21 protein-coding genes and 1 riboswitch are annotated in these 19,301 nt (G+C 41.6%); of the genes, 8 read left to right on the forward strand and 13 right to left on the reverse strand.

Features of this window, described 5'->3' with window-relative positions; all coding sequences use genetic code 11:
* Positions 1-19: 19 nt before the first annotated feature.
* Positions 20-85: riboswitch (Fluoride riboswitch) on the reverse strand.
* Positions 86-170: 85 nt separating this feature from the next.
* The 4 genes from MB380_RS06025 to MB380_RS06040 form a co-directional block, all read right to left on the reverse strand.
* Entirely contained in the window at positions 171-605 is a 435-nt protein-coding gene (locus MB380_RS06025) for a carboxymuconolactone decarboxylase family protein (protein WP_253533895.1), read from the reverse strand.
* Between the two features lie 77 nt (positions 606-682).
* Positions 683-1,255 carry a Crp/Fnr family transcriptional regulator gene (locus tag MB380_RS06030; protein WP_253533896.1) on the reverse strand — a complete coding sequence of 191 codons (573 nt, stop codon included), beginning with the start codon at positions 1,253-1,255 and terminating at the stop codon, positions 683-685.
* Between the two features lie 49 nt (positions 1,256-1,304).
* Entirely contained in the window at positions 1,305-3,467 is a 2,163-nt protein-coding gene (locus tag MB380_RS06035) for a molybdopterin cofactor-binding domain-containing protein (RefSeq protein WP_253533897.1), read from the reverse strand.
* Positions 3,468-3,491: 24 nt separating this feature from the next.
* Positions 3,492-3,983, reverse strand: coding sequence for a (2Fe-2S)-binding protein (locus tag MB380_RS06040; protein WP_253533898.1), 492 nt, complete (start codon positions 3,981-3,983; stop codon positions 3,492-3,494).
* Positions 3,984-4,308: 325 nt separating this feature from the next.
* Between MB380_RS06040 and MB380_RS06045 the strand changes: the two genes are divergently transcribed.
* A complete protein-coding gene (locus MB380_RS06045; protein ID WP_253533899.1) occupies positions 4,309-5,334 on the forward strand; it encodes a low specificity L-threonine aldolase in 1,026 nt (341 codons plus the stop codon).
* A gap of 33 nt (positions 5,335-5,367) precedes the next feature.
* Here MB380_RS06045 and MB380_RS06050 read toward each other — a convergent pair whose 3' ends face one another.
* Complete coding sequence (locus MB380_RS06050; RefSeq protein WP_101725399.1) at positions 5,368-5,862, reverse strand: YcxB family protein; 495 nt, start codon at positions 5,860-5,862, stop codon at positions 5,368-5,370.
* Positions 5,863-6,143: 281 nt separating this feature from the next.
* Between MB380_RS06050 and MB380_RS06055 the strand changes: the two genes are divergently transcribed.
* On the forward strand, positions 6,144-6,644 hold the full coding sequence (locus MB380_RS06055) for a phosphoribosyltransferase family protein (RefSeq protein ID WP_101725398.1): 501 nt from the start codon (positions 6,144-6,146) through the stop codon (positions 6,642-6,644).
* Positions 6,645-6,656: 12 nt separating this feature from the next.
* Positions 6,657-7,259 carry a gliding motility lipoprotein GldD gene (gldD, locus tag MB380_RS06060; protein WP_253533900.1) on the forward strand — a complete coding sequence of 201 codons (603 nt, stop codon included), beginning with the start codon at positions 6,657-6,659 and terminating at the stop codon, positions 7,257-7,259.
* Between the two features lie 14 nt (positions 7,260-7,273).
* Here gldD and MB380_RS06065 read toward each other — a convergent pair whose 3' ends face one another.
* The 5 genes from MB380_RS06065 to MB380_RS06085 all read right to left on the reverse strand — a co-directional run bounded on the left by MB380_RS06065 (position 7,274) and on the right by MB380_RS06085 (position 11,286).
* Positions 7,274-7,828: a YceI family protein gene (locus MB380_RS06065; protein WP_253533901.1), complete on the reverse strand. Its 555-nt coding sequence runs from the start codon at positions 7,826-7,828 to the stop codon at positions 7,274-7,276.
* Between the two features lie 28 nt (positions 7,829-7,856).
* Positions 7,857-8,498, reverse strand: coding sequence for a hypothetical protein (locus MB380_RS06070; RefSeq protein WP_101725396.1), 642 nt, complete (start codon positions 8,496-8,498; stop codon positions 7,857-7,859).
* A gap of 127 nt (positions 8,499-8,625) precedes the next feature.
* A complete protein-coding gene (locus MB380_RS06075; RefSeq protein ID WP_253533902.1) occupies positions 8,626-9,141 on the reverse strand; it encodes a ubiquinol-cytochrome c reductase iron-sulfur subunit in 516 nt (171 codons plus the stop codon).
* 301 nt (positions 9,142-9,442) lie between these two features.
* Positions 9,443-10,555, reverse strand: coding sequence for a M48 family metallopeptidase (locus MB380_RS06080; RefSeq protein ID WP_253533903.1), 1,113 nt, complete (start codon positions 10,553-10,555; stop codon positions 9,443-9,445).
* Positions 10,556-10,671: 116 nt separating this feature from the next.
* Positions 10,672-11,286: a hypothetical protein gene (locus MB380_RS06085; protein ID WP_253533904.1), complete on the reverse strand. Its 615-nt coding sequence runs from the start codon at positions 11,284-11,286 to the stop codon at positions 10,672-10,674.
* 230 nt (positions 11,287-11,516) lie between these two features.
* On the opposite strand from MB380_RS06085, the gene MB380_RS06090 reads away from it, so the two are divergent.
* From MB380_RS06090 to MB380_RS06100, 3 genes are read left to right on the forward strand one after another with little or no spacing between them, the layout of a single operon-like run.
* A complete protein-coding gene (locus MB380_RS06090; RefSeq protein ID WP_253533905.1) occupies positions 11,517-11,987 on the forward strand; it encodes a nucleoside triphosphate pyrophosphohydrolase family protein in 471 nt (156 codons plus the stop codon).
* Positions 11,988-12,031: 44 nt separating this feature from the next.
* Positions 12,032-13,285, forward strand: a complete 1,254-nt coding sequence (gene pepT, locus MB380_RS06095) for a peptidase T (protein ID WP_253533906.1) — start codon at positions 12,032-12,034, stop codon at positions 13,283-13,285.
* 3 nt (positions 13,286-13,288) lie between these two features.
* The gene (locus tag MB380_RS06100) at positions 13,289-13,954 is read left to right on the forward strand and encodes a YggS family pyridoxal phosphate-dependent enzyme (protein WP_253533907.1); all 666 of its coding nucleotides are present in this window, start codon (positions 13,289-13,291) and stop codon (positions 13,952-13,954) included.
* Here the strand turns inward: MB380_RS06100 and ygiD are convergent.
* A complete protein-coding gene (gene ygiD, locus MB380_RS06105) occupies positions 13,942-14,766 on the reverse strand; it encodes a 4,5-DOPA dioxygenase extradiol (protein WP_253533908.1) in 825 nt (274 codons plus the stop codon). The two genes, MB380_RS06100 and ygiD, sit on opposite strands and share 13 nt — an antisense overlap.
* Before the next feature lie 176 nt (positions 14,767-14,942).
* On the opposite strand from ygiD, the gene MB380_RS06110 reads away from it, so the two are divergent.
* Positions 14,943-15,314: a DUF423 domain-containing protein gene (locus MB380_RS06110; protein ID WP_253533909.1), complete on the forward strand. Its 372-nt coding sequence runs from the start codon at positions 14,943-14,945 to the stop codon at positions 15,312-15,314.
* Positions 15,315-15,320: 6 nt separating this feature from the next.
* Here MB380_RS06110 and MB380_RS06115 read toward each other — a convergent pair whose 3' ends face one another.
* Positions 15,321-16,532 carry an MFS transporter gene (locus tag MB380_RS06115; RefSeq protein ID WP_253533910.1) on the reverse strand — a complete coding sequence of 404 codons (1,212 nt, stop codon included), beginning with the start codon at positions 16,530-16,532 and terminating at the stop codon, positions 15,321-15,323.
* Positions 16,533-16,684: 152 nt separating this feature from the next.
* On the opposite strand from MB380_RS06115, the gene MB380_RS06120 reads away from it, so the two are divergent.
* Positions 16,685-17,638, forward strand: coding sequence for a hypothetical protein (locus MB380_RS06120; RefSeq protein ID WP_253533911.1), 954 nt, complete (start codon positions 16,685-16,687; stop codon positions 17,636-17,638).
* 188 nt (positions 17,639-17,826) lie between these two features.
* Here MB380_RS06120 and MB380_RS06125 read toward each other — a convergent pair whose 3' ends face one another.
* On the reverse strand, positions 17,827-19,245 hold the full coding sequence (locus MB380_RS06125; RefSeq protein WP_253533912.1) for a S41 family peptidase: 1,419 nt from the start codon (positions 19,243-19,245) through the stop codon (positions 17,827-17,829).
* Positions 19,246-19,301: the final 56 nt, after the last annotated feature.

Here is a 19,301-nt window from a genome sequence, read left to right on the forward strand (position 1 = left end):
TGATTAAATGGTAAAACATTTATAATCAGGCGCCATCAGCTTTTTAGGGCGGTTCAGTTAGGAAGACACCATTTCCTTTTTGTTTCAGCAAAAGTAATAAATGTTGAAAAGCAAAAAAAGAAAAGTCGCGAGATTGATGAGTCCTTACGACTTTTCGTTGGGCTGCCTTATTAGTCTAAGGGCAATTCGGTAGTAATAGCTATGCGGTTCCAGGCGTTGATGGTTACAATAACCATGATTATCTGCGCCAGCAGGGTTGGTCCGAACAGTCGTTCTGCTTTCAGGTAGGTTTCGTTTGAAGCCTGGTTCTGAATCATTGTTACTTCTTCTGTAAGTGCCAGTGCTGTTCTTTCTTCTTCCGTATAAAGCGTGGTTTCCCGCCAGGCGCTCAATAAATAAATGCGTTGCTCGGTTTCGCCGTCTTTGCGTGCTTCTCTGGTATGCATATTTACGCAGTAGGCACAGCCGTTTATTATAGAAGCTTTAATTTTAATCAGGTGCTTAAGGCTTTTGCTTACCTGAGTACTCTGCAGATAAGCTTCAAGGCCCATCATGGCTTTGTAGGCGGTTGGTTCAATCTGAAGGATATTGATTCTGTTGCTCATTTTGTTTGTGTTTTAATGTACACAAAGGTCATAAGCAGGCGCCGGAAAAAACTTAAACAGGTTTAAGAAATGTAACGCTATATCTTTTTTTTGCGTATTTCGCTGAGGTATTCAGGGGTAAAACCCAGAAAAGAGGCCAGCATATATTGTGGAATGCGATTAACGAAGTGCGGGTAATTTTTCAGAAAATGCCTATACATTTCTTCTCTTGAGAAACTATACAAATATTTAATACGCTGCTGAGATGCTCCGTAGGCTTTTTGCATAAGTATACGGAAGTATCGCTCAATTTGCGGAATATCTTGCGCAAGCGATTCCAGATGGACGTAAGGAAAGACAGCTATATCGGTTGTTTCAACTGCCTGAATATAGAATGAGGACGGAGCCTGGCTGAGCAAACTGGCGTAGTCGCTTATCCACCAGTTTTCAATAGCAAAATAGGTGGTCTGTTCCTCTCCTTTTTCACCAATAAAGAATATTCTTAAACAGCCCTTTTCTACAAAATAATTGGCCTTGCAAACCTGCCCTTCTTTCAGTAGATATTCTTTCTTTTTTAGAGATTGCTTTTGTATACCGGCAAGTAGTTTTTGTTCTTGATACTCATCTAAATCGATGAATCTTTTGATATGGTTAATGAGTGGTGTTGACATGCAGCATATTAAAAAAGGAGCAGAATTTTACTTCTGCTCCTGATATAAACTAGGCAATGTTGGTAATATCAAATGGTAGTTTGCGTACACGCTTGCCCGTTGCTGCAAAGATAGCATTGCCTAGGGCCGGAGCAATAGGAGGTAAGCCTGGTTCGCCAACACCGCCCGGATTAGCTCCGCTGTCAATGATATGGATTTCCATTTTAGGGGTCTCGTTCATTCGTATAATATTGTACTGGTGGTAATTAGTCTGGTCACATACACCATTCGTGAACGTAATGCCATCTTTAATAGCCGCTGTCAGCCCCATTACAATATTACCTTCAGTTTGTGCCTTCACATTGTCGGGGTTTACATAATGGCCGCAGTCAATGACCGACACCACTTTTTCTATTTTTATGCCATTGCCTTGCTTGCTTACAGTAATACAAGCAGCAGATATGCTATCAAATGAGCGGAAAACTGCCATGCCTTTGGCTTGCCCTTCGGGTAATTTTTCTTTCCAACCGGCTTTGTCTGCAAGGGTTTCAAGCACTTTTCTGAAACGCTCGTCGTTCAGGATTTCCATTCGCGCCTCCAGCGGGTCTTTACCTGCCAGATGCGCCAGTTCATCAATAAAGCACTCCTGGCCCCAACCAAAGTTAGAAGCATAAACAGAGCGCCACCATACAACAGGTATTTCGGTTTTTACGTTTGTCCAGCTTACTTTAGAGGCTGTTTCAAAATTGTATTTGCTGTTTTCAGTGCTTATTTCGCCACTTAACCAGGGGTCGGCTTCATCTTCTTTCAGGCCTTTAAATACCTGGCCTACAATAGATTCTCCAATGGCATGATGATGAAAACCGGTAATTTTTCCATTTTCTACAAAGCCCTGCATGTGGCTAAGCATACCCGGGCGATATGGCCCCTGTGTAATATCATCTTCACGCGTCCAGATAACTTTTACCGGTTTTTTTAATTCTTTCGAAAGGTGGCAGGCCTCCAGAAGGAAATCATGATAGGCTTTTCTGCCAAAAGCCCCACCCAGCAAAGTAACGTTAATTTTTACCTGCTCCGGCTTTACTTTCATATAACCGCAAACATCACGCAGCGCCCAGTCGGGCCCTTGCACCGGAGCCCAAATTTCAATTGAGCCATCATCTTTTACATGGACTATGGCGTTTTCGGGCTCAATTGGGGCATGTGCCAGAAAAGGCGTTTCATAATTGGCCTCCAGTTTTTGTTTAGCTGATGCATACTTGGCTGCAAAATCTCCTTTCTCTTCGTAATTGATACCCTCTTTTTTAGCTGCTGCGTAGGTATCTTCAAAATATTTCTGGGTACTCAGGGTTTTGTCGTAGTTACCGTTCTCCCATTGCACATTCAACGCCTTTTTGCCTTTCAGCGCAGCCCACCAGTTGGTAGCTATAACTGCCACCGCCTCTGATTTGCGGTGAGGCATGGGGCGTTCGGTTTTTACTACCTGCAAAACTCCGGGTATCTTTTTTGTATCGGCGTCATTTACCGAGACAATTTTACCATGAAGCATCGGCGAATGCACTATAGCGGCATATACCATGCCGGGTATGTCAACATCTAATCCATAAACAGCCTTGCCGGTAACGCGTTCAGGCACATCCAGGCGTTTATTATATTTGCCAATTATCTTAAAGTCATTTGCCTCTTTCAGTTTTGGGTCTTTCGGTATCTCCAGCTTCGAAGCATCATCGGCCAGCTCACCATAGGTAAAGCTTTTATCGCTGCCTTTTAGTAATATTCTGCCGTCTTTTGCGTAGCATTCGGTAGTAGAAACATTCCAGCGTCTGGCCGCAGTCTGTGTCAGCATTTCGCGAGCCGCTGCCCCTGCTTTACGAAGGGGTTGCCACAAAGCTCTTACCGAACTGCTTCCGCCTGATGTCTGGTCGCCATACTTGCCTTTACCATCGCTCTGTACAATTTTGACTTTATCGAGGCTAACTTCCAGTTCTTCGGCCAAAAGAGACGGCACCGCCTGTGTTGAACCCTGACCCATATCAGGGCGCGGATTAACCAAAGTAATATTGCCGGCGGTATCTATAATTATGAATGGGTTAATTTCCAGGCTTAAAACTGCCGGCGTTATTTTCTTTACCACTGCGTCTTTGGCAAACGCAGAAACGCCCAATGCCAGCCCAAAAGTGGTTAAACCCGTGGCTTTTATAAAGTCACGTCGGGTAGTTGAAGTATTTTTCATAGTTATCTGTCGTAATTGTTCCGGTTATTTTCCTCCGCCAACGCTTGCTCCGCTATTAATGCTGTCTGAAGCCTTATGAATGGCCTTACGGATACGGTCATACGTACCACAACGGCACAAATTACCACTCATGGCCATATCAATCTCTTCGTCGGTTGGTTTAGGCGTTGTTTTTAGCAGCGCCACAGCCGACATAATCTGACCAGACTGGCAATAACCGCATTGAGGTACCTGTTCTTCAATCCAGGCTTGCTGTATGGCATGAAGTTGTACTTCGCCAACACCTTCAATGGTTGTTATTTTAGCATTTTTAGTTACACTGGAGATGGGTGTCTGGCATGAACGAATCGGCTGTCCATTGAGATGAACGGTGCAGGCACCACACATGGCCATACCACAGCCAAATTTGGTTCCTTTTAATCCAACAAAGTCACGGATTACCCAAAGCAAGGGCATGTCTGGCTCGACATCCACTTTAACTTTTTTGTTGTTAACTGTTAAGTTGTAAACTGCCATAGTAAGAGGTATAGTTTTTTCTAAGCTAACGTAAAATTTCTTAAAAAATGAGACTTTTACAAAGAAAACATGTATTCTTTTCGGGTATTGGGTGCACAAAGCAAATGTAATACAGAAGCAAAAAGCTATTTGAACCTGTAAATTAGTAATCCAGGGCGATTTTAATGAATCTTGCCATCGATGAAAGCGGTTCGATACACCAAAAAATACTACCTTGCGTTGCCATTTAAAACATAGTATTCAGCTATTGTGTGGTTTAGCAAAAAACAGATTACCAATCTGTTCTACGCACTATTAACAAATAAAAAAACGGTTTATATTAATTATGTTTATTGATTTAAGAAGCGACACCGTTACGAAGCCCACTCAGGGTATGAAAGAAGCCATGTTTATGGCAGAAGTAGGAGACGATGTTTTTGGTGATGACCCAACCGTAACAGCATTGGAGCAGAAAGCCGCCTCCATGTTCGGTATGGAAGCTGCCTTGTTTTGTGCTTCAGGTACCATGACCAACCAGTTGGCTATAAAGGTGCATACACAACCCGGCAGCGAGGTAATCTGCGACAAAATGTCTCATATCTATTTATATGAGGGTGGGGGGGTAGCGCTTAATTCTTTCTCATCTGTAAAACTGCTGGAAGGCAACAAAGGACGCATCAATGCCCAACAGGTACTTGACGCCATTAATAATCCTGAAGATATTCATCAACCGGTAACCCGCCTGGTTTCTTTAGAAAACACCATGAATAAGGGTGGGGGTTGTTATTATCAATTGTCTGACATTGAGGCAATCAGAGAAGTATGTAATACAAATCAATTGCCCCTGCATCTGGATGGAGCCAGACTTTTCAACGCATTGGTTGAAACCTCTGAGCCAACCCTTACCTACGGGCAGCTGTTTGATTCTATCAGTATTTGCCTGTCGAAAGGTTTGGGGTGCCCTGTGGGGTCTTTATTAGTAGGCAAAAAAGAGTTTATAAAAAAAGCGCGTCGGTTTCGTAAAGTGTTAGGTGGCGGCTGGCGACAGGCTGGTTTTCTGGCAGCCGCAGGGATTTATGCGCTCGATAACCATGTGAACCGTCTGAAAGATGACCATGCCCGGGCCAGAAAGATTGGCGATATTCTGAAAGGGTTACCTTATGTAGAAGAAATCTATCCTATTGATACGAATATTGTGATTTTCAGATTACCAGAATCTGTTCTTGCAACAGCGTTTGTTAGTAAAGCTAAAGAGAAAAATCTGGGTTGTGTTACCTTCGGGAAACACCTGGTGCGGTTTGTAACTCACCTTGATTTTACTGATGAACACCTGGCAGAATTTGAAAAGGTAATCAGACAGATACAGTTATAATGAAAAACCCTCGCAAGCGCGAGGGTTTCTTGTTTATGCCGGAAGTAAATCTTTTCTTTTCAGAATAGACTCAAACAATTTAAGGTCATGCTCACTGTTGAAAACATTGAATGGGAAACGTAGAAACTGCCCTTTACCAATAATGAGCAGAAACGAGTCTTCAGTTTTTTCAGCAGACTGGATACTTTCCCACTTCATAATGCCGCCTTCTTTTTGGTTGAGCTTTACCAGAATCTGGCGACTGTCTATTTCATACATAAATTTATCAAACATCTGTTTGTTTTGCTCCATCTGTGAGGCCGCATAAAACTGTGCATACCAGAACAAAACATATAAGCCTCCACCAACAACCGCCACAACCGGTATCCACCAGTTTTTATAAGAGCCTGTGAAGTGCAAAACTAATCCTAAAATTACTACTGCCGCAGGAATCAACAGCCATTTCCAACCCTGACGCATATGACGCTTAAAAGCAATACTTACGTAATCTTTTTTATCTAATGCAAATTTCTTTGTCTTAACTATCATTGTTTTTTATTGAAACTTATAAATGAAGTGCAAAAATAGAAAAAGGCATGGATAATAGCAGAACCTTTGCCATTATTTTATCATTTCATATTAATTGCAGCAATACAGCAGCAACAGACAGACACAATAACTGGAATGCCGCATTTGCTGCGTTTGTATTGCCAGCACCAAAAGTTATTTTTTTGCAAGTTTTAAGTATCTTTGTAACAGGTTTGTTTTGCATAAAACTACCCGGCAAACCAGAAAATGAAGCGCCCCAGGGTTTTTAATAGAAGCTAATTATGTCAAGTCAATTATTGAATAGTACTGAAACCCATCAGAAAATCCGTCGTATTGCTTATCAGATTTATGAACAAAATTTTGATGAGTCGGAAGTAATCATTGCCGGTATTGATGGCGAAGGTTTTCATTTTGCGCAATTGCTGGTATCTGAACTAAAACAGATTTCTTCTCTGAAGGTAGATATTGCCAAAGTAAGTGTAGATAAGGAGGCTGTTTCGCAGCCGGATATCAAGATAGAAAGTGATGTAGATACTTTCAGGAATAAAAATGTCGTTCTATGTGATGATGTGTTAAATACAGGCCGGACACTCGCCTACAGCCTTCGTCCGTTTCTGAGTATTCCGCTGAAAAAAATTCAGGTAGCTGTTGTGGTAGACCGGAATCATCCGCGTTATCCAATTGCTGCCGATTACGTGGGGTATTCGCTTTCAACTACACTAAATGAGCATATTCAGGTAGTGCTGAGCGATAACACAAAAACCGGCGTATATTTATATTAATCATTGCAAAGAATGACATTGAGATCAACCCTTCTAAGGTTTACCGTGCTTTTTTTTCTGGCAGGTGTAATTGTGGCCTGCCAGAAAAAAAAGTCTGATTTTCTGCCCAAACCTACGGGTTTCAACCGCCTGGACCTGCCTCCGCATCAGTATCAAACCCTTACAGAAGACCATCCTTATACTTTTGAGTACTCAAAAGCGGCTATTGTGCAGAAGGATACCCACAGCCGTGCCGAGCCTCACTGGATAATTCTGTATTACCCTAAGCTGGATACCCGCATACAGTTTACCTACAAGCCTGTAAAAAACGACCCCCGGCGTTTGCAGAATATGATGGCAGATGCTGCCCGGCTGGCGTTTCATCATGATAAAAAAGCCTATTCAATTGCCGACAAAGTAATGACCACCAAGGCCGGTAAAAAGGTTATTATATTTGAACTGGAGGGTGAAGTGCCCAGCCATTATCAGTTTTTTGTTACTGATACTACCAACCATTATCTGAGAGGTGTGGTGTACCTCAAGACGGCCACCAGAAATGATTCATTACGTCCTGTAATTGATTACATGAAGGCAGATTGCAATCATTTGCTTGAAACCCTGAAGTGGAAAAAGTAATTGATTGTTCTTCTTCAAAGTGGAAAAACAACTTTAAAGCTTAGTTTTACCTCATCTTTGGTTTTGATACCAAACAATGAAGGCCTATCAATGTTGAAATCACTTAAAAGGATATCAAATTTTCCGTTTAGCTCCAGGCGGCTGTCGCTTTCGGTTCGTATTACGGTAACAGTTACAGGCTTGGTAACCCCATGAAATGAAAGATTCCCTTCTGCCGTAATTGTGTTATTACTGGCTCTGATTTTGTTGCTGCTAAACGTTACTCTTGGGAACTTAAGCCCTTCAAGCACCTCAATGGCATGAGAATCGCGGTTAGCATTGCCGCTGTCAAAAGAATCAACTTTCAGTGAAACAGCTACCTGGTTTATGCTTTTGGTGGCATCGTCATACACAATTACAGCGTTTACATCTTTGCTGGTTCCTTCCCAGTCATGAGCAGGGTGGCTCATGGCATAGGTAACTGTTGATGCTTTTTTATCTGCCATTAATTTTCTGTTATCTGCTTTGGGCAAAAATGCCGAATTAACTATTAACAAAAGGCAGAGTATGAGATTAGTTTTGGTTTTCATTTCTATAAAAATGTAAAAGTAATGGATTTCAGAATTCAAATTTCAGCACTGCCATTGCAGCAAAATATGCGCCGAAAGTAGTATAAGCCGCCGCACGATGATAAGGCTTCAGTTTGTAATTGTCGCCAATTTTATCGGCCAGTATATTGGTGGTTATCATTCCGGTAAGGTGTATGTATGACAGGTATCGGTGTACTTTCATGTTACTGATTCCTTTACGGTTAAGCATACCGGGTGGTGCCGTAAAGGCCATGAGCGCAGTAGTGCCATAAGCTATGTTTATACCGGTGGCCATGGCTTCATGCGCACTTTTAATTCTGGTATAATTATCGCCGGTTGCGTTATAAAGCCTCGCGCCCAGAATACCCTGTGCCAGCATGCCTGCGGCCGTTATTATACCCATTGCCTGATGTAATTTTAGCATTGTTCTTCTCACTTTTAATTCTTTTGCCCGGTTTTCGGGTGTCAATGCGGGGGCAATGTGCGCTTTTCTGAGCAGTCCATTCTGACCCCAGAAAATTCGCTGAGAAAGTATCATTTTCTCTGGTAACAATTGGTTTTGTTCAGCTTTTGTGTCCAGTCCGGCAAGCAGGCTGTCAGCATCTGTTACTTGTGCTGTTACTTCTGATAACCCAAAAGCTAAAAACAAAGCGAGGAAGAATCTTTTCATATCTTTTTAAAATTGAGTGAAATGTAAAGAGTAGAGGGCGATGAGGCCCTCCTTTTAACGTAACTCTTTCTCTATTCGAAACACATAAATCGTCATTTATAAGAAACACATATAGCGCAAATGTAGATTAAGCCGATACCCTAAGTGTATTGCCGCCGTTTTGCAATTCGGTTTTAAATACCTGTAATGATTGTGTTGCCGGAGATAGTTTAACTGTGCCATCCTGATTAAATTCAGAACCATGAGTTGGGCATCTAAAGTCTTTAGAGTCGTTTCTGTAAGATATTGTAGAACCCTGATGCGTACATAATTTAGATAATGCCACATAACCAGAGCCGGTATTGGCAATGATTATATTGGCCACGTAGCCAAATTCACCTGATGTTTTTAACTTGCTGTAATCTGCATTAGTTAAATCAATCGTAAAATCGATACCTGCACCTGAGGTTGTACCCTTAACAGCACCACTGTTAGTACCAGAGCCGGTGCCGGGGGTATTGGTGCCACCGGGTTTTGGGTCATCTCCGCCCGAGCTTGAGCAGGAAGTAAGACCTGTGCCCATGCAATAAAAAGCCATTAGTGCGCCACTGCTCATGCCGAGCTTTTGTAAAAACTGTCCTCTTGTTAATTGCGTTTGTTCCATAGCAAGCATAATTTTTTTTAGTTTGAAATACGCGGTTACTATAGCCTTTACGGACAATCAGAAAATTGGGTTGCGTTGTTTTTTAAAATTTAATGTGGCCACCAACGGTTTCATTTACAACAAAGCATAACTAGTGCTGTTTACTTTTTAAGAGTTACAGCAATATTTATTGTGCAGAAAAATAAGTGATTGTCAGTCGGTTAAGTTTTTGTAAAGTTTAATTGCCAGATGCATCAGGCAATTATTTTTGAATGAAATCTGAAGATTAAAAGGATGTAAAAAATTAAAAGAATCCGGAAAATTATCTCTCCAAATTCTTCTTTGCCTCGGTAACTACGCCTCTGTTTTCGGCATATTCCAGCGCCTTTTTATACATTTCGTCGGCTCTTTTTTTATTGCCTGCTCTGTCGGCAATTCTGCCAATACCAAGATAAGCCATTGCGTAATAATCCTTGGTGTAGCGTTCGTCAGGTTCATACCTAAGTACCTGATTATATAAATCCAGTGCCAGCTTATCATTCCTTTTTGATTTTTCTGCAATAGTGGCCTCAAAAAGATGGGCGGCAAGCTGGTAAACCGGGCCGTTAATTTTATGTAGCACACCGATTTTAGGAGTAGCCTCATCAAATTTACCAGTCATTATTAGCGCTTCGGTGTAGCGCATAAGGTAAACCGGGTTTTCAGGGTATTTGTCGTGTAGCCAGTCGGCATAAGCCAGCCCTTTGTTGTAATTGAGCTCATATTTAAGGCACACGTGCATATAATAATAGGCGGCCTCTATTCTTGAAAAAACAGATTTTTGAATAGCCTGTTCCAGTTGATTCAGACCAGTGCGCTTATTGCCGTTTTCAAAGAAAATAACCAGCGGTTTTACCATAGGGTGTGTATCGGGGTACTGAATCCTGTAATAATTATACAGGCCTGTAGTAAAATAAAACTCAGGATTATGCTCTGTGAGTTTAAAGCCGTCTTTCATATAGCCATAGGCTTTACGGGCTTCATTAGCAGCTTTTATTGGTTCTTTTCTGTAAGTATAGGCCAAAGCTGTATATCCATGTGCTGCCAGCAGAAAAAACGTGGCTTCGGCCTTTTTATTGGCATCTCCCAGCATGGGTTCTGCGGCTTTCTGGCATTTTTCAAGCAAAGACATGTAAGTGCCTACTGCTTTCGGATTTTTTTCAAGGGGCAGATTCTGCCACTGCACCTGAATGGCGCTCAAAAGCGGAGCTACAGGGTGATTTGGATATTTTGATTTTACCTTCTGAAAATAAGCATCAGCCTCCTTGAAATTATAATTGTAGAGCTTGTCAAGCCCTTTTGTAATCAATTGTTTGGCGTCTGCATCATTAAGTAATTGTGCATAAGCTGAAAAGCTCAGTAGTTGAATAGTAATAAATGCGAATAGTTTTAACATAATTTTATGCGGATACTCGTACATAACAAAAACAAAACAAAAAAGCCTCCCATACGGAGGCTTTTTTGTTAATCTGTCAGGCTGGCAATAAAATTGCTGCCGGAAACAAGATTAAATCAATGGCTTTGGATGTAGCTATTTACGGCATCAAAACTGTTTAAATCAACGCCTGATTGTTTCATTGACGCCAACAAAGTTTTCTCTATAATAACATAAGAGAATTTAATATCTTGTAGTGGGCTATAGCTTACTGCACCAGATGGAGAAGTCGCATAAAAATAAACATTAAGTTTACCGGTTTCATAGCTGAAATTGTATTGTTCAGTTGCACCATCAGACGATCTGGTCAAAACTCTTGGTAAGGCATAGTTTATATTACCAACACTGGCATAAACGACAACAAATGAATTAGCTGAGATTCTGGTGTCTGAAATTTGGTAAGCGCCAACTGTGCCAAGACCATCTTTTCCAAGGCCAGGTACTTCAATTGTTCTCCAACTAGCGGCAATTGCGTTAAAATCACCTCCTTTCACGTTTGAGTTACCAGTCGCACCAGTTGCACCAGTAGGACCGGTAGGGCCTGTTGGACCAGTAGGACCTGTAGCCCCGGTAGCGCCTGTCGGACCTTGCGGGCCAGCCGGACCTTGTGGACCTTGATCTCCTTTACATGACCATAAAGCAACAGATAAAGCCAGTGTTACGACAGAAAGAAGTCTATAAAATTTGTTCATGATTTAAGTGGGTTTTGATAATTTGACTTCAGATACGTAGCAATATTATTGAAATTTGCTCAACTTTGCAAATCCGTATTTCGTATTATTTATTTTACGGCTGGAAAAATTCCAACATTAAATAAAACGAGAATCTATATTGCTTTTCTTCGAATAGATATGCAAAGCTAATAAACCTTCAGATTAAAAAAATTATTATACACGAAAAAAATAAATTTCAACCTACTTTTATGCAAGCAATTGATTGTCTTAATCAGGTAGCCGATTTCCACCGTACATTTCAGCACCCTATTCTTGAAACTCCTCAGATACCCTCTAAACAACGCTGCGATTTACGGGTTTCATTAATTGCCGAAGAACTGAAAGAACTGGAAGAAGCCATTGAGGAAAAGGATATTGTGGCAGTTGCAGACGCTTTGGCCGATATTCAATACGTTTTAGCAGGGGCTATTCTGGAGTTTGGATTAGGCGATAAATTCCGTGCTTTGTTTGATGAGGTACAACGTTCAAACATGAGCAAAGCCTGCACCACAATTGAAGAGGCAGAGGCAACTATGAAGTTTTATGCTGAAGAAAAAGGTGTGGAATCTTACTACAAAGAAAAGGAGGGTAAGTATCTGGTTTACCGGAAAGGAGATGATAAAACATTGAAGAATATTAACTATTCTCCTGCCGATTTACAGACAATACTAAACAGCTAATAAGGCTGAAATTTAACTATTTCTTAACGGCAATAACAATTTTTATGACGGCAAATATTGGCAATTCCTTTCATGTTAAAGACAGATTTTTGAGGTATGTGCAGATTGACACGCAGTCAGACCCTAACTCAGAAACCAATCCATCTACGGCAAAGCAGAAAGACTTAAGCCGCCTGCTGGTTGAAGAGCTGAAGGCGATGGGTATTGCAGATGCACATCTGGATGAATGGGGATATGTGTATGCAACTATTCCTGCCAATTCAGCTAAACAAGTACCGGTTATCTGTTTTTGTTCTCATGTAGATACATCGCCTGATTGCAGCGGGTTTGGGGTAAAACCTCTGGTGCATGAAAAGTGGGACGGGCGCGATATTGTGCTTCCTGATGACCCTTCTCAGGTTATCCGGGTATCAGAGCATCCGGATCTTCAACAGCAGATAGGTAATGATATCATCACTGCCAGTGGCACTACGCTGTTGGGGGCTGATAATAAAGCCGGGGTTGCCGAAATTATGGCTGCTGCCGAATACCTGGTGCAGCATCCTGAAATAAAACACGGTGCCATAAAGATTTTGTTTACCCCCGACGAGGAAGTGGGCAGAGGCACTGAAAAAGTTGATTTGCAGAAGTTGGGTGCTGATTTTGCCTATACCATAGACGGAGAAACGCTGGGAACCCTGGAGGATGAAACGTTTTCTGCAGATGCCGTGAGTATCACCATCAATGGGGTTAGTACTCACCCGGGCTTTGCCAAAGGCAAGTTGGAAAATGCCTTAAAAATTGCAGCCGATATTCTGGCTGCTTTACCAAAAGATTCCTTATCGCCTGAAACCACCGATGGCTACCAAGGGTTTATTCACCCAACGCAGGTATCGGGTATTCAGGAGGAGGTAAAACTTGATTTTATCATCAGAGATTTTAAGGTTGAGGGGCTACACGAAAAAGAGGCATATTTAAAGGATATAGTTAATGAGGTATTAAAGAGTTATCCAAACTCAAGTGTTGAGTTCAGGGTAATTGAACAATACCGAAATATGAAAGAGGTGCTGGTGAATTATCCCACAGTGGTTGGGTATGCACTTGAGGCCATCAGCCGGGCAGGTATAAAACCCGAACTTAGAAGCATAAGAGGTGGTACAGACGGCTCAAGGTTATCTTTTATGGGTTTGCCTTGCCCGAATATTTTTGCCGGTGAACACGCTTTTCATTCAAAACTGGAGTGGGTGTCGGTTCAGGATATGGAAAAGGCGGCAGAAGTAATTATTAATCTGGTTAAAATCTGGGAACAGAATTCTTAAGGTATGTCGGTTGCTGAGAACATAAAGTTAATAGAAAATGAGATAACAGGCAAAGGAGTTACGCTCGTGGCTGTATCAAAAACAAAGCCTGTTGATGCGTTAATGCAGGCTTACAATGCCGGATTTAAGCGTTTCGGCGAAAACTACGTGCAGGAACTTGCAGATAAATACGAGCAAATGCCCAAAGACATTGAATGGCATTTTATAGGGCACCTGCAATCAAACAAAGTAAAATATATAGCGCCTTTTGTAAGCCTGATTCACTCTGTAGATAGTTTCAAACTATTGCAGGAAATAAACAAGCAGGCAGCTAAGTATAACAGGGTAATTAACTGCCTGCTCCAGATTTACATTGCAGAAGAAGATACAAAAAGTGGTATGACAGAAGCGGAGTGCAGTGAAATACTGGATTCTGAAGCTCTGAAAACTCTTCTGAACGTAAACATAACAGGCCTGATGGGCATGAGTACCTTTACCGATGATGAGCAGCAGGTGCGAAAAGAATTCAGGAAACTGAAATCTTTTCAGGCTTCCCTGCTTTCAGCGCATCCGTACCTTCAAACCATTTCAATGGGAATGAGCGGCGACTACCCAATTGCAATTGAAGAGGGTAGCACAATGATTCGTGTAGGCAGCAGGATTTTCGGCAACCGTATTTACCCAGCCTGAAAACACCTCATACTGATACTGCCCATATCAAAGCCTTCATACAGGTATTTTATCGGCTCATCTGTATTAATCAGTCCTGCTGTATAAAGTACCGGCAGGTAGTGGTCATAGCTTGGATGCGCTATTTGCCCTAAAGCGCCAAAAGACTTGAAATCGGCCAGTTCTGCTAATTGGCGGTTATCGAGCTTATTTTTCACCATGGTGTCAAACTCCAATGCCCAGTCGTATGGTTTGGCGGTGTCGCCACCCCAGTTAATCTGGCGCAGGTTGTGTACAATATTGCCACTGGCAAGAATCAGCACGCCCCGGTTTCTCAAATTCTGTAATTCTCTGGCAAGTTCAAAATGAAATTGGGTTGGTTTAGAGAAATCGATACTCATCTGGAAAGTTGGAATATCGGCATCCGGGTAAATATGTCGCAGAACAGTCCATGCCCCGTGGTCAAGACCCATCTTATGTTCTTCCAGTATACCTATAGACTTCACCTCACTCATTACTTCTCGGGCTACCTCAGGCGCTCCTTTGGGCTCATATTTAACATTGTATAATTGCTGAGGAAACCCGCCGAAATCATATATGGTATGCGGTGCCGGGTTAACAGATACATAGGTGCGGTTCATGGTAAGCCAATGGGCAGATACAACCAGAATTGCCCTTGGGCGCTCTATGTTTTTGCCAAGTGTATGCAGGCTATCAGTAAAACTGTTGTCAGCCAGTGCGTTCATCGGATTTCCGTGACCAATAAAAATGGCAGGCATTTTTTCTGTCAGCTCAAAGCCCGCTGATATGTTTTTTAATTCCTGTAAATTCATTTTTGCAGTAGCTAATTACTTGTAATGTTGTATATACAAATACATTATATGTATATACAACTAATTATTGGTATATAAAATTCATTTCTGCAAAAGAAGTTTGGCTTTGTGCATTTTTATAGATAATGCCATGCTATTTTTGCAGAATTATACCAAACAAGAAAACAAATAACATTATGAATAAATTCTTTTTACAGGCAGGAGCCTTGCTGGGAGCAGTGGGTGTGGCCCTGGGCGCTTTTGGCGCGCATGCTTTAAAAGACAAATTAACTGCAAGCGGCAGGCTGGATACTTTTGAAACAGCGGTTAAATATCAGTTTTATCATGCACTTGCATTGGTTTTGGTGGGTTTTCTGGCAAAAGAAATTGCCTCTAAAAATCTGGCTTACAGTGGCTATTGTTTTTTAGGGGGTTCGCTTGTTTTCAGTGGCTCACTTTACCTGATATGCTTTACCGGAATAAAGACTTTTGGCGCCATTGCACCTATCGGTGGTACGCTTATGATTGCCGGCTGGCTATTATTATTCTGGGCGGTATTAAAAAGCTGATAATTGTTATTCAACAAAGTCAAGGTCTTTGGCAAAGGTTTCTTTCAGGGTGGCATTGGCTATAAATGCTGCTCCGAAGCAAACAATACCAATAATGGTGGCACTGGTTATGAGGTCGCCATCCAAGGCTTCAGTCAGATACTGATGGCAGATTGAGATGGGTACCGCACCGCCACGGGCAAAATTAGGTATTGTGGTTGCTACTGTAGCTCTCAGATTAGTGCCAAATTGCTCAGCTGCCATAGTTATAAGTACAATCCAATAGCCGGAAGCTGTGCCCATGAGTACGCACATTACAAAAATTGCGGTATTACTGGCACCCCATAGGTTGAGATAAATGAGGCACATACACAGGCATACCGCCTGAAAAATAAAGATGGTTTTTCTTCTGTTGCGTAGCAACTGGCTTACATACCCGCTGATGAGGTCTCCGCAAGTTAGCCCTATATACACGTACATAACGGCTTGGCCTGCGGTAACTTTGCCCTCGATACCCAATGCCTTGGCTACTTCAGGTGCCAGCTGCATCAGAATGCTCACAATAAAGAAAATCGGAAAGCCAATAAACATACAGGCTATATAGCGTCTGAAACGGTCTTTTTTTGTAAACAGGCTCAGGAAATCTCCTCTTGACACGTTCAACGTCTCAGCATGTTTAAACATTTTTGATTCAAAGGTGCCAATTCTCAATAGCAGCAAAAGCAGACCCATTCCTCCTCCAATAAAGTAGGCGGTGCGCCAGTAGAAGGCATCGCCTACCAGAGCCGCCACAACGGCGCCAAAGGCTCCTACAGATGCCATAATCATGGTTCCATATCCTCGTTTTTCTTTAGGCATGGTTTCCGCCACAATGGTAATACCTGCGCCTAATTCGCCCGCAAGACCAATACCTGCCAAAAATCTTAATGCGCCATACGTATAAATGTCGGTTACAAATCCGTTAATTATGGTAGCCACCGAATACAGAACAATGGAACCAAAGAGAACAGAGAGACGGCCTTTTTTATCGCCCAGAACGCCAAAAAAGATGCCGCCCAACAATAAGCCAATCATCTGAACGTTAAAAAGCCATAAACCTATACTCGTATTATTATTTCCTGCTACACCTAATTCGGATAGACTGCTATGACGTAGTACAACAAACAGGATCAAGTCATAAGCATCTACGAAATAACCTAACGCTGCCACCAATACTAATAGAAAAGTAGATTTTTTCATGTATTATCAAAGTTTCACGAAAATAGAAATTCGGATAGAATTTCGCGAAAAAAATAACGGCATTTTCGATAATTTTCTGAAATCAATTCAATAAAAGGCTAACTTTGTCGTTAGTAAGCCTAAACTGTTAAATACTAAATATTCAGATTTCTATGGAACAAAATCAAGAAAGAAGAAGTAACACGGCCTTGACTGCCGGACTTGTTTTAGCCTGTGCATTAGCGGCACTTTTTGGCTTCCTGTATTTCAATGCACGTCAGGACATTGACTCAAAAACTGTGAATATATCGCAGAAAACCAAAGAACTCCTCCTTACCAACTCTAAACTTGATTCAATTGCCGTACAGTTAGATGCAAAAATTGCTGAAGTGCAGTCTTTGGGTGGTCAGGTAGAGGATTTACAAGCCTTGAAAGTTCAGTTAGAGCAAGACAAGAAAAATTTAATAAACTCAAAAAACGTAAGTATTAAACAATACGAATCTAAAATTAAAGACTATGAGGCTGCTCTTACCGAAAAAGATGCCGAAATAGCCAAACTGAGGGAAGAGAACTCAGTGCTAACAACGCAAAACCAGACATTAGGCTCTGAAAACACCACACTGAAATCAGAAAACAGTAGCCTTAGAACAGATAAACAGGCATTGTCTGACTCGGTTTACAGCACAACTGTTAAAAACAGAGAATTAACAGAAAAGGTAACACTGGCAGCAGCCTTGAAGGCTATGAATGTAAGTGTAAACGCCATCAACTCAAGAGGAAGAGAACGTGACGGTGGCGCTTACAAAGCCAAAAGAGTAGACAAAGTAAGAATTTCGTTTAAATTGGCCGAAAACCCACTAACCAAGAAAGAAGATAAGGTAATATACCTGAGATTGCTTGACCCTAAAGGCAACGTTATATCTGACATGGCCACTGGCTCGGGCACGTTTACATTTGGTGGCAATGAGACCGTTTATACTTCTAAACAAACGGTTATGTATGATAACACAGGGCAGAATGTAGACTTCGTTTATTCTCGCGGTAGCGCTTACGAAAAAGGCAAATATACTGTAGAATTATACTCAGAAGGATTCAGCATTGGGCGTGGTACTTTTGATGTAAGATAAACAGTGAAGATATAAACAATTAACAATGAGTGCCTCTGGTAATAACCAGGGGCATTTTTTTGTGTGGTTTTTCACTGTCCTGAGGGTACAGCAGCGGTTAAATTGGCCTGAACAAAATCAACTTGGCCTATAAAAAAACAGGCGGTAGGAGAGAACCCACCGCCTGTTTCAAAAACAATACCTGAGGTTTATTTAGGCATTGTAATAAACATATCTTTTATGTTCTGGTATGGGTTTTCTGAAACGTTTACCTTCAAAGGTTCACCCATGTCGAGGATTGATTTTCTGGCATTAGGCGATGCATCAGTTTTGGCAACCTGACCCGTAATTAACTCAATGGCTTTGCTAAGCAAAGGGTCAGACTCATCGCCCCAAACCTTAAACGGCGACAGGTCTTTTACTGAGTAGTCTGGTGTAAAACCATTTTTTGTGCCATAATTAGATTCGCCTTTTGAGTTAAAGGTTTTCAAAACTATGGGTTGCATGCCCCATTTCCAGCGTTTGGGGTTTCTGTCATCCTGCAGGGTTACAGAACCTACGTTTTTGCCATAGGTATGGTCTCCTATCAATACCACATCCATGTAAGGCCTCAGACCGTTGATTACCAGTTCGCTGGCAGATGCAGTGCCGGTTGAGGTAAGCACAAACAGGCGGTTCAGTGTACCTAAATTGTTGGGTTCGTTTCTGAATTTTGAAGGCGTTGAATACGAAGGATACTTAGCGGTGACATTGGCATTCCACTGGTCATAATGAATTACGTTATCTGTGTTTAGGTTCTTCACAATCAGCGAAGACAACACATCGGCCGATGAAATGTAACCGCCTCCGTTTACCCTTAAATCAAGCACCAACTCATTTACGCCTTTGCTTTTAAACTCAGAAAATACCTGTCTCAGGTTAGCATCAAAAGAGCTGATAAACTGACGGTAAACCAGATAACCGATTTTTTTATTTCCTTTTTCAATTACTTTCCAGTAATGAACAGGGTTGTCTTGTATTTCAACTTTAGTTATCTGGGTGGTAGTAACACCGTTAGAAACAACTGCGCCATTGCTTATTGTTCCCAGTCCGAAAGAGGCCGTTTCAAGGTTTCTTAGCGCATCGTAATTGTTTTTATCCAGCTGGGTTCCGTTTACACTTAAAATAATATCTCCTCTTTTCAGTCCTGCTTTTTCTGCTGGGCTGCCTTTCACCACATAATTGATAAAGAAACCTACGGTTGTCTGGGTATTATCAAGATAGTAAATGTAGTAACTCATACCAAAAACCTTGTTGATACCATTCAATGACGCTGTAAGTGCGTCTACGTCTTCCTGAATCCACGAAAACCTGTCAGTATTCGGGTAGTCGTTCAAAATAGTTTCAAAATACTTATCTGGTGTAAGCGTAAGGTTGGTAGCAGTTTTGGCTGGCATTTGGTCTGTCCACAGATAATAATATTTCATACTATCATAGATCCATTCATTAACTGTGTTATTGGTTTGGTCTGTTGAATTACCGTTGCTGCCCGTTGTAGAAGGCGTAGGGTTGTTTTCTACTTTACACGACCATACGCTTGCCGTAAGAAACAGACCCAGAATGAAAAATTTGGCAGGAGAAAACTTCATATAAATTATTATTTAGCGTTCTGTTGATATTGACGTATTTTACTAACGAATCGTTG

Source organism: Emticicia sp. 21SJ11W-3 (assembly GCF_024138715.1).
Taxonomy (GTDB): domain Bacteria; phylum Bacteroidota; class Bacteroidia; order Cytophagales; family Spirosomataceae; genus Emticicia; species Emticicia fluvialis.

Bases quoted from the DNA above. Each gene is read 5' to 3' on its own strand.
- MB380_RS06025 (WP_253533895.1), bottom strand. From the start codon at position 605: ATGAGCAACAGAATCAATATCCTTCAGATTGAACCAACCGCCTACAAA.
- MB380_RS06030 (WP_253533896.1), bottom strand. From the start codon at position 1,255: ATGTCAACACCACTCATTAACCATATCAAAAGATTCATCGATTTAGAT.
- MB380_RS06035 (WP_253533897.1), bottom strand. From the start codon at position 3,467: ATGAAAAATACTTCAACTACCCGACGTGACTTTATAAAAGCCACGGGT.
- MB380_RS06040 (WP_253533898.1), bottom strand. From the start codon at position 3,983: ATGGCAGTTTACAACTTAACAGTTAACAACAAAAAAGTTAAAGTGGAT.
- MB380_RS06045 (WP_253533899.1), top strand. From the start codon at position 4,309: ATGTTTATTGATTTAAGAAGCGACACCGTTACGAAGCCCACTCAGGGT.
- MB380_RS06050 (WP_101725399.1), bottom strand. From the start codon at position 5,862: ATGATAGTTAAGACAAAGAAATTTGCATTAGATAAAAAAGATTACGTA.
- MB380_RS06055 (WP_101725398.1), top strand. From the start codon at position 6,144: ATGTCAAGTCAATTATTGAATAGTACTGAAACCCATCAGAAAATCCGT.
- gldD (WP_253533900.1), top strand. From the start codon at position 6,657: ATGACATTGAGATCAACCCTTCTAAGGTTTACCGTGCTTTTTTTTCTG.
- MB380_RS06065 (WP_253533901.1), bottom strand. From the start codon at position 7,828: ATGAAAACCAAAACTAATCTCATACTCTGCCTTTTGTTAATAGTTAAT.
- MB380_RS06070 (WP_101725396.1), bottom strand. From the start codon at position 8,498: ATGAAAAGATTCTTCCTCGCTTTGTTTTTAGCTTTTGGGTTATCAGAA.
- MB380_RS06075 (WP_253533902.1), bottom strand. From the start codon at position 9,141: ATGGAACAAACGCAATTAACAAGAGGACAGTTTTTACAAAAGCTCGGC.
- MB380_RS06080 (WP_253533903.1), bottom strand. From the start codon at position 10,555: ATGTTAAAACTATTCGCATTTATTACTATTCAACTACTGAGCTTTTCA.
- MB380_RS06085 (WP_253533904.1), bottom strand. From the start codon at position 11,286: ATGAACAAATTTTATAGACTTCTTTCTGTCGTAACACTGGCTTTATCT.
- MB380_RS06090 (WP_253533905.1), top strand. From the start codon at position 11,517: ATGCAAGCAATTGATTGTCTTAATCAGGTAGCCGATTTCCACCGTACA.
- pepT (WP_253533906.1), top strand. From the start codon at position 12,032: ATGACGGCAAATATTGGCAATTCCTTTCATGTTAAAGACAGATTTTTG.
- MB380_RS06100 (WP_253533907.1), top strand. From the start codon at position 13,289: ATGTCGGTTGCTGAGAACATAAAGTTAATAGAAAATGAGATAACAGGC.
- ygiD (WP_253533908.1), bottom strand. From the start codon at position 14,766: ATGAATTTACAGGAATTAAAAAACATATCAGCGGGCTTTGAGCTGACA.
- MB380_RS06110 (WP_253533909.1), top strand. From the start codon at position 14,943: ATGAATAAATTCTTTTTACAGGCAGGAGCCTTGCTGGGAGCAGTGGGT.
- MB380_RS06115 (WP_253533910.1), bottom strand. From the start codon at position 16,532: ATGAAAAAATCTACTTTTCTATTAGTATTGGTGGCAGCGTTAGGTTAT.
- MB380_RS06120 (WP_253533911.1), top strand. From the start codon at position 16,685: ATGGAACAAAATCAAGAAAGAAGAAGTAACACGGCCTTGACTGCCGGA.
- MB380_RS06125 (WP_253533912.1), bottom strand. From the start codon at position 19,245: ATGAAGTTTTCTCCTGCCAAATTTTTCATTCTGGGTCTGTTTCTTACG.